Source organism: Rheinheimera sp. MM224 (assembly GCF_947090785.1).
Taxonomy (GTDB): Bacteria; Pseudomonadota; Gammaproteobacteria; order Enterobacterales; family Alteromonadaceae; genus Pararheinheimera.
This window is the reverse complement of sequence record NZ_OX352320.1, coordinates 1,008,806-1,022,827: the sequence shown is the minus strand read 5'-3', so window position 1 is coordinate 1,022,827 and position 14,022 is coordinate 1,008,806. Positions and strand designations below refer to the sequence as shown.

Below are 14,022 nucleotides of genomic sequence, written 5' to 3'. Positions count from 1 at the left end.
GCTGAGCGGGATTTAAACTGGAGTCTGATAAAACTGGGTTTGATTTCGCCCTGCATGTTTGGAGCTATACAGCGCTTTATCCGCCTGATCAATCAGTTGGTCTGTCTCATCTGTGGCTTTTGACTGACTAATACCAGCACTGAAAGTACAGTGAAAATTCTGGTAGTCAAAACTAAAGGGTAAACTGGCAAAGGATTGGCGCATTTGTTCGACCAACCCAAAGGCCTGCTCTTGATTACAATCTGGCAAAATCAGTAAAAACTCTTCGCCACCATAACGGCCTATGATGTCGGTTTTACGCAGTTGTTGTTTTAAAAGGTTAGCTAAACTGCTAATCACCTGATCGCCGATCAGATGGCCATAGCTGTCATTGACCTTTTTAAAGTGGTCAATATCTAACATCACCACACTTAAAGGCTCACCAGTACGTTCACTGCGTTGTAATTCATGACTTAAACGCTCTTTCACTCTGGCGTGTTGCAACAAGCCGGTTAAGCTGTCTTTGGTCATCATATCGGCCAGTTGTCTGGCACGTTGCGCTCTGGCAAAAACAGCCACTATTAACGCAGTGTCGGTAATAGGTTTGGTCAGGAAGTCATCGCCGCCTTTGACTAAAGCCGCAAGCTGACGTTCACCGTCAGTTTCTGACGATAAATAAATAATGGGAACACTGAGCCATTCATCCTGTAAGCGGATCAATTGGGCTAATTCAGGACCTGAACAGCCTGGCATCAGAACATCCAGCAAGACTACGTCTGGACGGAAACGATTTAGCCCTTCGTAAATTTGAGAAGGGTCTAACAGAATTTCAGCACGCAGCCCTGCCCCTTGCAGCACCAGTGCATAATGTTCAGCCAATAGCTGATCATCATCGACAATCAAAACCCGAAAAGCCTCACGTCTGCGTACCGCCAATAAGCGCTGTAAACGCGCCTCCAGAGCTGTGGTATTTAAAGGTTTTACAAAATAACCACGGGCACCAATGCGCACGGCCTGCAAATGATGATCAAAACTGTTGTGACTGGTTAATACCAGCACTGGCAAGGCTTCATCTAAAGTCTTCTGAAAATCCGCTATATACTCCAGACCACTCTGCTCTTCATCCGGTAATGAAATATCCAGGATCAAGGCATCAGGTAATCGGGTTTTCAGCGCATGATCCAATTCTGCTATACGTGTATAGCTTTGGATCTGGTAACCAAAAGTAGCAAGGGTCAACGTCAGATGTTGTGCAGTCTCTTCGTCATCTTCCAGCACATAAATAAGTGCTTTCTGATCATGCAACAAATCCAACCTGGCAGAGGTTAGGTTCATCACCTGATGTCCGCTTTGATGGGCGTATTGCACTTGCTGGAAAATGGTCATAAAACTGTTAATCGATAACAAGTCCGGAGCAGACTCTTCTGCCATCCAGTCTTTTAATTGCAGTTCCAGATTTTTGGCCAGCTTACCCAGTTGTGGTAAGCCAAAAGTACCGGCGGAACCAGCCAAAGTATGGAATTTATGCTTTAAAGGCAGAATCACTGAACGCCAGTCTGACTGGCTTGATAAGGTAACCAGAGCGCCTACCTGAGAGGCGAGCACAGGAATGTCAGCTTGCAGTCGCTCCATATATTGCTGGTGAAGCTTAGCCAGTTGTTGCTCTAATTTGGACTGTTCTGCGGTCATGCTCTGTCATTGTTCGTTGGAGTTGCTGTTCTACTATAACAAAGGATTAAATAAATCCCAGCAACAAATACAAATTTGCCCGGAAAAATTTCACGCTATGTGCTTAAAACAACAACAAAAATTGGGCAAAGACCAGATCGGTTTTGCCCATTTGTCAGTTAAAGCCGAACCATTAAGCCTGAAGCCAGCGCCCTACGGTAGGCTAAGAAGGCAGGGATAGCTCCTAATACCAGGGTGAGCCCCAATACAGCAGCCAGCAGAAAACCAGTTTGCTCATGCCAGGGGTTAATACTGATAAAAAGTCCGTATTGACTGGCTAACAGCTCGCGAAAGCCCCAGAGTCCGGCCACTAAAACAAGCAAGGCCGTACCAATGGACAATAACGCCATCAGCAATAATTCTAGCTCTATCAGTAAAAATACGGTGGAAGCCGGAGCCCCTACAGCCCTTAATATCGCCATTTCGCGCTGACGTTCTTTTAAGCCCGCCAGTAAGGTAGTGACTATACCAACCAGCGTCGCTACTATCACTAAGGCTGTGATCAGTAACAACATATTCTCAACCATGCTGAGCATTTGCCATAATTCAGCCAGAGCCACGCCAGGCAGAATGGCGGATAAAGGTTCAGCTTTAAATTCGTTGAGTTGACGTTGCACTGCAAAAGTTGCCATTTTGGATTTTAAACCCAGCATATAAGCGGTAATGACTTTAGGTTCCAAATCCATACTCAGGCTTTGTTCGGCACTAATGCCCTTACCTGGCGCCGGCATGCCACCGCTTTGCCACCCCAAATGGATAGCTTCGATACCCTGCAGCGGAATATGTACGCTCTGATCCACAGGTGTGCCAGTTGGAGCGAGAATACCCACCACTTCAAAAGGTTTATCTTTATGCTGGGTAAAGCTGATACTGCCAACACCATGCGACAAAGTAATTTGTTCACCCAACTGATAACCTAGTTTTTGCGCAACGACAGAGCCTAAAACCGCTTGGTACACGCCGGCAAAAACTTTACCCTGTGCCAGTTTCAACGGCTGTTTTTCGCCATACTGGTAATACTTAAAATAATCATCGTTGGTGCCTATAACCCGATAACCACGATGTGAATCGCCCAGAGATATAGGAATACTCCAGGCTACTTGTGGATGAGTTTTTACCGTCTGATAATTCTTCCAGCCGATATTATTGGTGGCGTTACCAATACGAAATACCGAATACAACAATAAATTCAACTGGCTGGAACGAGCACCGACGATCAGATCTGTGCCAGATACCGTGCTGGTAAAGCTGCTTTTAGCTTCATGGCGAATATGATCAATACCCAATAACAAAGCGATACTGATGGTTAACGAAATCACCGTCATCAGCACTGTGCCTTTACGGTTCCATAAACTGGCTCTGGCCAACTGCATTAACATGGCTGAACTCCCTGGTGTAACTGCTCCATATCCAGCTCGAAGTGAAAGTACGAGCGTAAAGCGGGATCATGACTGACAAAAACCACTGTGGTGCCACAAAGTTCGGCTTCGCTAAGCATCAACTGCATAAAACCATCTCTGTGTTTATGGTCTAAAGCTGAGGTAGGTTCATCTGCAATCAGCAAAGCGGGCTGAGTTAATAAAGCGCGGGCTATCGCCACACGCTGCTGCTGACCAACGCTCAATTGATTGGCTGGTGCCTGCCATAACTGCTGGTCTAAACCTAATTTCTGCAATAAGTAACGGGCACGCTGCTCGGCCTGTGGAATTTTTTTAGTAAAGGCGCTGACCAGTAAGACGTTTTGCAACACAGTCAAATACGGAATTAAGTTCAGTTGCTGGAATACCACGCCTATCGAAGAGGCTCGTAACTGATCCCGTTTAGCAGCTGATAAGGCCGCCATCGACTGACCAGCAATTAAAATATCACCCTGCTGGCAAGGGTAAATACCAGCCAGTAAATTCAATAAAGTGGTTTTACCTGAGCCGGAGGAACCATAAATAAATAAATGCTGGCCCTGCTCAAGTTTCAGTTGTGGGATATTCAATAAAGGGGGCTGATCCGGCCAACTGAACACTAAAGATTTGAGTTCAAGTGCCGGAATTTTCAGGTCTGTGTGCTCTGACATTACAAGGCTCATGTTATGATACGGCTTCTTTTGTGACCTTATAACATATGCAGAGGCTGAGGCTCCAATGGTTAAATCGTTATACATGGCGTTAATTCTGACTTTGGTCGCATTTACTGCGTTACCAGTCAAAGCGGAAGACTATAAGGCATTGGAATGGACAGATTTATTGCCTGAAGAAGATTTGAAAAAGATGGAACAACTGCCGGAAATCAGCCATGAAGGCGGTGAAGCTCCAGCCGGTGGCGCATTAAATCAGGCTTTTGGTAATCAGGACCCAGCTGCTGCAGCCTGGAACGAAGTGTTAATGTCTGCCAATGTAAAAGGCGAGCTGAATAACCAAAAAGTAAAAGTGCCTGGTTTTATCGTGCCTGTGGAATATGATGCTGATCAAAACGTCACCGCATTTTTCCTGGTGCCTTATTTTGGTGCCTGTATTCACGTACCTCCACCACCACCAAACCAGATTATTTTTGTCACCAACAAGCAAAAAATCAAAGGTGACATGATTTATTCACCATTCTGGATCAGCGGTACTTTGACTACAGAATCCATGAGTCATGATTTGGCAAAATCGGCTTACTCGATGAAAGCCGATAAAATCGAAGAATATACCTACGAGTAAGTGCTTTCTTCCACCCAATAAAAAATCGGCAAAAGCCGATTTTTTATTGGGTGATAAATACTTATTTGCCTTATTGCGCTGTCAGTGGCAAAGCACCGGCTCCCGCAGCCCAATCCGCAGCCCCTTGTTCACCATTCACTATCCACTGCACTGACACTTTTTCTACACCTGCCGCAATAGTGGCTAAATCCAATGTCAGCGCCTGCAAACGCGCCGGGTTTTGACAAACTAAAGTGTAATTGGCATTTAAATCTGCGTGCTGTGGCTTGGTAGTACGTTCTGCAGTTAAATCTGAGCTGATATCCGTGCCTGTGACTGTGCAATTGGCTTCAGCGCCAAAACTAAACCAGCTGGCGTTGGTAAAATCTGCAATCATTTTTTGCACCAACTGACGCTCTGCATCATCTTTGGCCTGATGCTCAAAGCCAACAATATTGGCCGTAGGAGTAGCGAAAGCAAGTTCAGCTTCATTGCCTTCCAACACAAAAGTCAAAACAGCCTGGCCATGAGTGTGGCTGCCGTGTTCTTCGTGCTGATGTTCCTGCGCGGCAACAGAGTTAACAAACAGACTAGCGCCAAGAAACAAGCCTGATACCCATGTTTTTGTGTTCACAGTTTTTGTGTTGACGGTTTTTGATTGCACGAAAGCTCACTCCAAAGCAAAAATTCTTCCTTATAATAACCCCACCATTCGCAACATATGCGCTTTGATTTTGCCTTCTGCCGCAGTTTTTTGTTAATCCAACGGTATGGCAGCTTTCGCACTGTCACTGATCTGTTCCTGTGCCACCGCCGTATCAAAAAACAAAATAACGGTAATCCAAGATGGCAAAGTTAATTCTGGTATTAGGTGATCAGCTCAGTCCCGCTCTGTCATCGTTACGCGACGTGCAACCTCAAGACAGGGTGTTGATGGCCGAAGTGGCCAGCGAGGCCAGCTATACCCCTCATCACAAACAAAAAATCATATTGATCTTCAGCGCCATGCGTCATTTTGCTGCTGTATTGCAGCAGCAAGGCATAGATGTCAGTTATATCGATTACCAACAAAAAGTTAGCAGTTTGACTGAAGCTGTTGCTATTGAACTTTCACGCCATCCGGAGCTAGACCAGATTTGTATCACCGAATGCGGCGAATATAGGTTAGAGCAGGAGATTTTAAGCTGGCAGCAACTGTTTAAGCGTCCACTGCTGATGCTGGAAGATGACCGTTTTATTGCCAGCAAAGCCATGTTTCAGCACTGGGCTCAAGGGCGAAAGCAATATCGGATGGAGTATTTCTACCGTGAAATGCGCCGCTATACGGGTCTTTTAATGCAAGACGGAGCACCTGTAGGTGGACAGTGGAATTTCGATGCAAGTAACAGAAAAGCCATATCAGCTAAACAGCAGTTACCAGAAATCCTCAAGTTCGAACCTGATGAAATCACCAGCCAAGTCATAGCTTTGGTGAAACAGCAATTCCCGAACAACATGGGCAATGCCGACAGTTTCAGTTACGCAGTGACAGGTAAACAAGCAAGGCAGGCGTTTTTACATTTTGTTGAGCATCAATTGCCACTCTTTGGTGATTATCAGGATGCGATGCAACTGAACGAGCCTCATCTTTTTCACAGCATTTGTTCTATGTATTTAAACTGTGGCCTGTTGGATGTGCGCTGGGTCTGCCAAAAAGTGGAGCTGGCTTATAAAGAAGGCAAAGTGCCACTGAACGCTGCAGAAGGTTTTATTCGCCAATTGATTGGCTGGCGCGAGTATGTGCGGGGTTTGTACTGGTTACTGATGCCAGAGTACAAAGAGCGCAACTTTCTTAAGGCTCATACGCCTTTGCCGTCCTATTACTGGACGGGAGAAACCAAAATGCGCTGTATGCAACAAGCCATCAGTCACACTATTGAATATGCCTATTCGCATCATATTCAGCGTCTGATGATCACAGGTAACTTTGCACTATTGGCTGGCTTATCAGTCGAAGAAATTTGCGATTGGTACCTTGCTGTTTATGCTGATGCTTACGAGTGGGTTGAACTGCCGAATACGCTGGGTATGGCGTTATTTGCCGATGAAGGCGTACTGGCGTCTAAGCCTTATGCAGCCAGTGGTAAATACATTCAGCGTATGAGCAATTACTGTAAAAGTTGTGCTTACGATGTTGCTGAAACCACCAGTCCCACCGCCTGCCCTTTTAACGCCTTGTACTGGAATTTTCTCGAACGTAATCAGGCGCAGCTGTCTGGCAATGCCAGAATGCAGCTGAGTTATCAGAACTGGTACCGTAAATCGGATGACGAGCGTGCACAAATCACAGCAAAAGCGCAAGCCTTGCTGATCCATCTGGAGCAGCTATGAAACGCGCTTTGGTGCTGTTTAATCAAGCCATGCGCTGGCACGATAACCTGTTGCTGTCAGAACAAGCAGATGTTGATCAACTGATAGCAGTTCTGGTGTTGGACCCAGTTGAGTATCTAAGTACGCAATACGGTATAAAGCGTGCAAGTCTGTCGCGTTTGCAGGCTCAGCTAAAGCTAATGCTGGACTGGCAAAAGCAATGGCAGCAAAAACAACTACTGTTGCATATTCGCATTGGCGGAACTTCGGAGTGCCTGCAACAGCTGGCAGAGCAATATCAGGCACAAAGCTTAATTGCAGCAGAACCCACAGCACCAGAGCAGTACCAGCAACTACAGCGCACAGGCTTGAAACTGAAGCTGTATGATATCAATAGCTTGTTGCAGCATGGACTAAGACCGGCTCTGGCCACTTTGCCAAAAAGCTTCTCTGCGTTCAGGAAAGAGCGTGAACCGGAGCTTTTAGTGCAACAGCCACAGTCTTATGCTGTTTCTTCGCAGTTTTACGGCGAAACGGAACTGCTTTTGGATGTAGCAACGGCCGACTTTATCAGCCAGTATCACAGCCCAACTGCTGCCTTGCTGAACGAAGCAGCCGCATTAGAGCGACTGATGCAGTTTATCTGGCAACAACAAGCTGTTCGTAGCTACAAACAAAGTCGTGATGCTTTGGATGGCGAATGGAATAGCAGTTTATGGTCTTTTTATCTGGCCAATGGTTGCTTATCGGCTTGTTATACCTGGCAGCAGGTACTGGATTTTGAACAACAGCATATCGCTAATGAATCCACTTATTGGATCCGCTTTGAGCTGTTATGGCGGGAGTATTTTCGCTGGCAGATGCGACAGCACAGTAGCGCCTGGTTTAGTAAAAATGCTTTTCGTCCGCCGCTGGATTTCTCTGATCCTGTGTCTGATAAGCGCTTTGACCTCTGGTGCCAGGGCAAAACTGGTCTGCCTTTTGTCGATGCCAATATCAAGATGTTGTTGCACACAGGCTGGATGTCAAACCGTGGCCGGCAGAATGTCGCCAGTTATCTTATTTTTGAGCTGCAGCAGGACTGGCGTTTAGGCGCGGCGTTTTTTGAGCAGCATTTGCTGGATTATGATTGTGCCAGCAACTGGTGTAACTGGGCTTATATAGCTGGAGTCGGCAACAGTGGAGCCCGGCAATTTAACCAAATCAAACAAGCTTTGACACACGATCCGCAAGGCGACTTTGTTCGTCATTGGTTACCGCACAAAACAGCGGCAGGCGCCTTAGTGCATCTGCCTGAAGCTAAAGTACCTGTGCAGGATTTTTGGCGGCCTTTTCTGCAGCAGTTGAAGACAAAAACATGATCAGTTTGGTCTGGTTTAAACGTGATTTGCGTATTGATGACCATGGCCCTTTGGCAGAAGCGGCACGACAAGGTGCTGTATTGCCTTTGTATATTATTGAACCTGATTATTGGCAACAGCCTGATACCTCAGTGCGACAATGGCTCTTTATCGAACAAAGCCTGCAGCTGCTGGATCAACAACTCACAGCCTTGGGCCAACCCTTGTTGGTGATCAAAGGCCCGGCAACTCAAGTGCTTCGACAGTTGTGTCAGGAGTTTCCGATCGCTCAAGTCCTCAGCCATGAAGAAACCGGCAACTTATGGACTTTTCAACGTGATCTGGCGGTAAAACAGCTATTAAAAGAGCTGGCCATCCCTTGGCGGCAATACCAGCAACATGCTGTATTTCGGGCTTTAAAAGACCGCGACCTTTGGGCTGAACAAGCAGATCAGTATTTATCAGGCGCTTTGTACCAGCGACCTCAAACTTTGCCTTTTATCTGCCATGGCCGTCAGCCCTTTCAACCTTTTCGACCACAGAGGGCGTTGGATTTGCCCTCCTGCAGTTCTGGGCAAACCGCATTTACCTTGCCAGATACAGTACAAAGCTTTTTTAATTACAGGGCAAAAGACTACAGCCGGCATATTTCATTGCCTGATAAAGCACAGCACAGCAGTTCACGTCTGAGCCCTTATCTGGCGTATGGCCAATTGAGTTTAAGAGCTTTGCAACAACAGACGCTACGCAGCATCAAGCAACAACCTGCCTTAAGTTTTGGTTTATCGTCGTTTTACAGCAGATTGCGTTGGCATTGTCATTTCATCCAGAAGCTGGAATCCGATCCGCTGATTGAAACCGAAGCCCTGCATCCAGGTTATGCCCGTTTGCGTAAGCAAGATTTTAATACCGATTGGTTCTGGGCCTGGTCTCATGGCTATACCGGCTACCCGCTGATTGATGCTTGTATGCGTAGCTTGCTGGCCACTGGCTGGCTGCATTTCCGTGCTCGTGCCATGTTAGTGGCTTTTGCCTGTTATCACTTATGGCTGGACTGGCGGCCTGTGGCTTTGCATCTGGCGCAGTGTTTTATCGATTACGAGCCAGGTATTCATTATCCACAAATCCAGATGCAGGCTGGCACCACGGGCATTAATCCAAACCGGATGTACAACCCCGTATTACAAAGCCAGCAAAAAGATCCCCAAGGACAATTTATAAGGCGTTGGTGCCCTGAACTGCGTTTGCTACCAGATAGCTGGTTGCATCAGCCTTGGCTCATGCCATTGTCGTTACAGCATCAATATGGCTGTGTGCTGGGCAGAGATTACCCCATGCCTGTGGTGGACCTGCAACAAGCAATGCGACTGGCTAAACAGCGCTTAACTGAATGCAAACAACAACAGGATCCGCAATGGTGGCGTGAGCAAAAACGCCAGCTCGTACAGCGCCATGCCAGCAGAAAAAGACCATCAAGGCGCAGCGCTAAATCAGTAAGTTCAACAGCACAACTTAGCTTAGATCTGAACGAATAAGCCACTGCAGGGTCTATTTAATATATGCTGAGTTCAGTTACCTTCAAAAGGATTTATTTATGACCATTACTGTCAGCCAACATACACCGGGTCAATTACGACAGACCATTCAAATTGATAGCCATCAGATCAATGCTGACTTAACTCAGGTTGCTGGAGGAACTGACACTGGGCCAGATCCACATGATTTATTTGATGCAGCAGTAGCCACTTGTAAAGCTATGACATTGCAGTTGTTTGCCAAACGCAAAAATATTCCGCTACAAGAAGTCAAAGTGGAAATCAGCCGGGATGACAGTGCCGAAGGCAAAGGTTTGTATCAGTTGCATGTTAGTCTGGAACTGATAGGTGATTTAACGGCAGAGCAGCGCGAACAGTTACTGGCCATTGCAGACAAATGCCCTATCCATAAATTGATGACCCAAACCGAAGTACAGGTGCATACCAGCCTCAAAGCTGAACCAGTGCCAGCACTAACTGAAAGCAGCGAGCCTTTGATTATTCAGCCGCAGGCCCGTGATATTGGTTTTATGATCAAGCGATTATTACCAGCCAAAGCACAGCGCCGTGTTGGTCCTTTTATTTTTGTGGATCATATGGGCCCAGCTACTTTTGCTGCAGGCAACACAGAAGGTGATGTGCGTCAGCACCCGCATATTGGCCTTGCTACCGTCACCTACTTATTTTCCGGCGCTATGCTGCATAGTGACACGCTAGGTACCAAACAACTGATTGAACCCGGTGCTATTAACCTGATGCGTGCAGGTAGCGGCATAGCGCATTCAGAACGTATTCCAGCCGATATCCGTGAAGAACAAGTCCAGGTTGAAGGTATGCAAATCTGGTTAGTGCTGCCAGAAGATGAAGCGGAATCTGAACCTTCGTTTCAACATTATCCGGCGGCGTTATTTCCCGCAATCCAGGTGCCGGGCAGTGAAATTCGGGTGTTGTTAGGTGAGTATTTTTCTCAGACTTCAGTAGTTAGTTTTCCCGCCCGCTGTTGTTATGCTGAGCTGAAACTGGATCCGTGCGCCAGCTTGGCCTTACCGAAGTCTGAACAGCAACTGGCGATTTATCTGGCCAAAGGGTCGTTAAAACAACCCGTTCTGAACGCAGGTCAAATGTTGGTGATGACAGAAGATTTAACTGTGGTCGCTGGCGATGATGGTGCGCACTTTATGGTACTGGGTGGCGATGAAGTGGCAGACCCAGTACTGCTCAGTTGGAATTTTGTTGCCAGAAACCCAGAACGTTTAGTGCAAGCCAAAGCAGACTGGAACAGTGGTGAGTTCCCCCGACTGACTGATGATCCAGAGTGGATCCCAGCCCCATGATCTGAAACCTAAAGCAGATTATCTAGGTTTTCGCGCCGCCTGATACCATTCTGGCGGCTGTTTATCCAGCCACAATACGATAGAACTCAGACTCTCAAACATCCGCTGCAGATAAGCTGGGTCTATATTCTGCCAATCATCCTGCGGTGTATGGTAGTGAGTATGGGTATCAACGCCAAAAAACAAATACGGGATACCGGCCCGGCGAAAAGGTGCGTGATCGCTGGCATTAGCCCAGTCCAACCTGTTTTGCCCTCTGAGCCCTTTGCCTCTGTGCCTTAGTTTTAAATTCACTGAAAAATCCCCCGCGTTCAGATAATCCGTTACCCCAGGCAAAGAATGAGCGCCATACAGATACAAGTGATTCGCCCGCTCCCCGCGGCTGAGCATATCCAGATTAATATTCAGTATAAGTTGCTGTAGCGGTACTGCTGGTTCAGCGACAAAAGCTTTAGCGCCATGAAGCCCCGATTCTTCGGCGTCGGTAGCAATAAAAAGATAACTGTATGAAGGGCAAGGCTGAGTTTTTAACAGTGCAGCTAAAGCCAACATAGTGGCTACACCAGATGCATTGTCGTCCGCACCGTTGTAAACCTTGCCGGCTATAGTGCCTAAGTGATCATAATGTGCCGTCATCACTATGTAACGGTCAGCACTGTTGCAGCCTTTTAATGTTGCGATCAGGTTCACACCTTGCTTGTCTACAAAACCTATGCTGTAGTCAAAAGGATGCTGAAAATCTGGCTGTAACGCCACTAAGCCCAAATCAGCAAAGCGCTGTCGTATATACTGACGCGCCAACTCAGCACCTGGCTGTGCAGTTTTACGTCCTGCCATAGGTTCATCTGATAATTGCTGGATATCATGCAGTAAGGCTGAATTCGCTTTTAGGTTAAAACTCAGAACCTGAAGCAAAAACAGCAGTGCACAGAGCGCAATAGAATAAAACTTCGGCACTGCGATTTACCTCTTAATGCTGAACCACTGCAGTGATCAATCGATCCAGTTTACCCTGATAGCGATCACGTTCAGACCTGTTTGGAGCTGACCGCGCGGCAGAGCGTAAATACTGCTCTGCTTTATCTGTCATTCCAAGCGACAAGTGAGCTTTGGCCAGCCCAAATAAGGCCTCTGCTGACTTTTTATCCAAGGCCAGACTTTTTCTGTAATGCTCGATAGCACTCTGTACATCGCCAGAAGCGAAAGATTCATCGCCTAACATAATGTGGTAATAGGGGTTTTGATTCCGTTTTGAATCGACCAGACGTTTTAATTGTTCAGCCTTTTCTGTTTGTCCTGTCGCTTCATAAAGTAGCGCTAAATTCGCTTTGGCATTCAGTTGTTCCGGATCCAATCTACCTGAGAGTAAATAGGCTTTTTCGGCCAGCTCAAACTGCTGTTTTTTCCGGTATAACACAGCAAGATTATTCCAGTTCTCCGCGGCTAAAGGGTCCGCTTTGATGGCGGCCTTTAAATAAGTATATGACAGATCATCTTTGCCATAGACCATAGCTTCCGCAGCTTTGTTGTTATAGAACATGGCAATCACCTGGCTCTGTTTCAGTGCAACAGAGGGAAAATGACTTTTATTACTTTGCACGCCAAAATCAATTACATAACTAAACACGCTGTAATCTACATTGCCATTAGTTTTGACATTTTTACCACCCACAACATTCAAATTTACATGACCATTTAATAAACTCTGGCCATTATTCTGAGTCCAGTATTCAGGAATTTTAATATCTCTGAATTCCACATACAGATCTAACTCTTGTGCCAGGCTATAAGACAATATGGTCAAAGACAAACAATTAGCCTGTCTGGCGGCCAGAGTCTCAGTGGCAGTTAAAGTTGCATCGTTTTGATACAACAAGTTGGTGCCTTTTTTTGAAAACAAATAAGTGAGTAATGCATCGGTTTTTTCCCGTGCAGAATCTGAAGATCGAGTCAGAGACCGGATTTCCATTTTAACTTGATCAGGTAAGGCAAAAATTTGCTCAGGTGATTCCACAACCTCAGCCACTGGCTGAAACAAGTCATCATTCCATAAGGTGTCAGGGGCAGTAGTTGGGCTATTGTTTTGCTGACATGCAGTTAAAAGCACAGCTACACAGATGTTCAGAAAGTATTTCATATTCATCATCTGCATCAATCTTTCATACATAAACTATAGGGCATATTTATCGGCTATTCTATTTTCCCCCTCCCCCTCTCATCCCATTTTTTCACCCTTTGGTAAAATAGTAAATTTAGTACCAAAAGCAGAAAATAACTTTGCATTTTTATCATATTTGCACTATTAATCAAAGCTGCTGTTTTGTTCAAATAACAAACAAAGGTGACTCTCGATGGAACAGTCGTTACTTTCACCCGTAGTGCATGAAAAAATCCGTCATTTGCATCCTGGCTCGCAGGTGGACTTGCAGTTCTCACAGCCCAGCAGTCTGAGGGTACGCACTTCATTGGTCGGCTATGAGAAAAACCGCTATCTGGTGCTGAAACTGCCTCAACAAGTGGTCGATGGTGGCTACAAAGATGTGTTTGTTGAAGGTAATATGACGGTTGTGCGCTGCCTGCTGGAAGGTGATTTAGGCGAGTGTATTGCCTTTAGAGCCATGATTAAAACCATCTCTCATCATCCTGTGCACCTGCTGTTTTTGGAATATCCCCAACAAATTGAAAACCGATCCTTACGGGCAAAACAGCGGATCCGGGCTTTTATTCCGGCTTATGTTAACCCATTGGAACAAGGAACTTTGCCTGAGACCTTTTCACTTTATAACGGCTTTGTCATCGACATTTCACCTTGCGGCTGCCGTTTTTCAATGAAGATGAATGCGGATGCCAGCCAAATCAGCAAAGTGTCTGTGATGATGGAGTTGTTGGTGCCTGGCGAAGAGGATCGTATTCAGATCCCAGGGGAAATTATGAACTGCCATCTGGAATTACAGGAGTTGTCTTTAGGTATTAAGTTTGAATTACCGGAGCGACAGGTCGCTAAAATGCTGCAACGTTTTATCGTCGACCCAGCCATCGCCAGTTGAGTAAAGGGTCAGAGCCTTGGCTCTGACTCTTTGGCTTG

12 protein-coding genes are annotated in these 14,022 nt (G+C 46.2%); 6 read left to right on the top strand and 6 right to left on the bottom strand.

Annotated elements, in window-relative coordinates; translation table 11 throughout:
* Positions 1-12: 12 nt before the first annotated feature.
* The 3 genes from OM978_RS04795 to OM978_RS04785 form a co-directional block, all read right to left on the bottom strand.
* A complete protein-coding gene (locus OM978_RS04795) occupies positions 13-1,668 on the bottom strand; it encodes a diguanylate cyclase (RefSeq protein ID WP_264345761.1) in 1,656 nt (551 codons plus the stop codon).
* Between the two features lie 158 nt (positions 1,669-1,826).
* Positions 1,827-3,086 (bottom strand): ABC transporter permease, encoded by a 1,260-nt coding sequence (locus OM978_RS04790; RefSeq protein ID WP_264345760.1) that lies wholly within the window; start codon positions 3,084-3,086, stop codon positions 1,827-1,829.
* Positions 3,080-3,775, bottom strand: coding sequence for an ABC transporter ATP-binding protein (locus OM978_RS04785; RefSeq protein WP_264345759.1), 696 nt, complete (start codon positions 3,773-3,775; stop codon positions 3,080-3,082). Before OM978_RS04785 ends, OM978_RS04790 begins: the two co-directional genes overlap by 7 nt.
* A gap of 67 nt (positions 3,776-3,842) precedes the next feature.
* On the opposite strand from OM978_RS04785, the gene OM978_RS04780 reads away from it, so the two are divergent.
* Positions 3,843-4,400, top strand: coding sequence for a DUF3299 domain-containing protein (locus tag OM978_RS04780; RefSeq protein ID WP_233007971.1), 558 nt, complete (start codon positions 3,843-3,845; stop codon positions 4,398-4,400).
* 70 nt (positions 4,401-4,470) lie between these two features.
* Here the strand turns inward: OM978_RS04780 and OM978_RS04775 are convergent, their stop codons facing one another.
* Positions 4,471-5,013: a DUF2796 domain-containing protein gene (locus OM978_RS04775; protein ID WP_264345758.1), complete on the bottom strand. Its 543-nt coding sequence runs from the start codon at positions 5,011-5,013 to the stop codon at positions 4,471-4,473.
* Between the two features lie 212 nt (positions 5,014-5,225).
* On the opposite strand from OM978_RS04775, the gene OM978_RS04770 reads away from it, so the two are divergent.
* The 4 genes from OM978_RS04770 to OM978_RS04755 are packed head-to-tail and all read left to right on the top strand — an operon-like array spanning position 5,226 to position 10,937.
* The gene (locus OM978_RS04770) at positions 5,226-6,749 is read left to right on the top strand and encodes a cryptochrome/photolyase family protein (protein ID WP_264345757.1); all 1,524 of its coding nucleotides are present in this window, start codon (positions 5,226-5,228) and stop codon (positions 6,747-6,749) included.
* Positions 6,746-8,089, top strand: coding sequence for an FAD-binding domain-containing protein (locus OM978_RS04765; RefSeq protein ID WP_264345756.1), 1,344 nt, complete (start codon positions 6,746-6,748; stop codon positions 8,087-8,089). Before OM978_RS04770 ends, OM978_RS04765 begins: the two co-directional genes overlap by 4 nt.
* Positions 8,086-9,603, top strand: coding sequence for a cryptochrome/deoxyribodipyrimidine photo-lyase family protein (locus OM978_RS04760; protein ID WP_264345755.1), 1,518 nt, complete (start codon positions 8,086-8,088; stop codon positions 9,601-9,603). Before OM978_RS04765 ends, OM978_RS04760 begins: the two co-directional genes overlap by 4 nt.
* A 59-nt stretch (positions 9,604-9,662) precedes the next feature.
* A complete protein-coding gene (locus tag OM978_RS04755) occupies positions 9,663-10,937 on the top strand; it encodes a pirin family protein (RefSeq protein ID WP_264345754.1) in 1,275 nt (424 codons plus the stop codon).
* Positions 10,938-10,955: 18 nt separating this feature from the next.
* Here OM978_RS04755 and OM978_RS04750 read toward each other — a convergent pair whose 3' ends face one another.
* Both OM978_RS04750 and OM978_RS04745 read right to left on the bottom strand, forming a co-directional pair.
* Positions 10,956-11,894 (bottom strand): M28 family peptidase, encoded by a 939-nt coding sequence (locus OM978_RS04750; RefSeq protein WP_264345753.1) that lies wholly within the window; start codon positions 11,892-11,894, stop codon positions 10,956-10,958.
* A 13-nt stretch (positions 11,895-11,907) separates the two neighbouring features.
* Positions 11,908-13,083: a tetratricopeptide repeat protein gene (locus OM978_RS04745; protein WP_264345752.1), complete on the bottom strand. Its 1,176-nt coding sequence runs from the start codon at positions 13,081-13,083 to the stop codon at positions 11,908-11,910.
* A gap of 205 nt (positions 13,084-13,288) precedes the next feature.
* Here OM978_RS04745 and OM978_RS04740 point away from each other — a divergent pair, with 205 nt between their 5' ends.
* Entirely contained in the window at positions 13,289-13,984 is a 696-nt protein-coding gene (locus OM978_RS04740; protein WP_264345751.1) for a flagellar brake protein, read from the top strand.
* Positions 13,985-14,022: the final 38 nt, after the last annotated feature.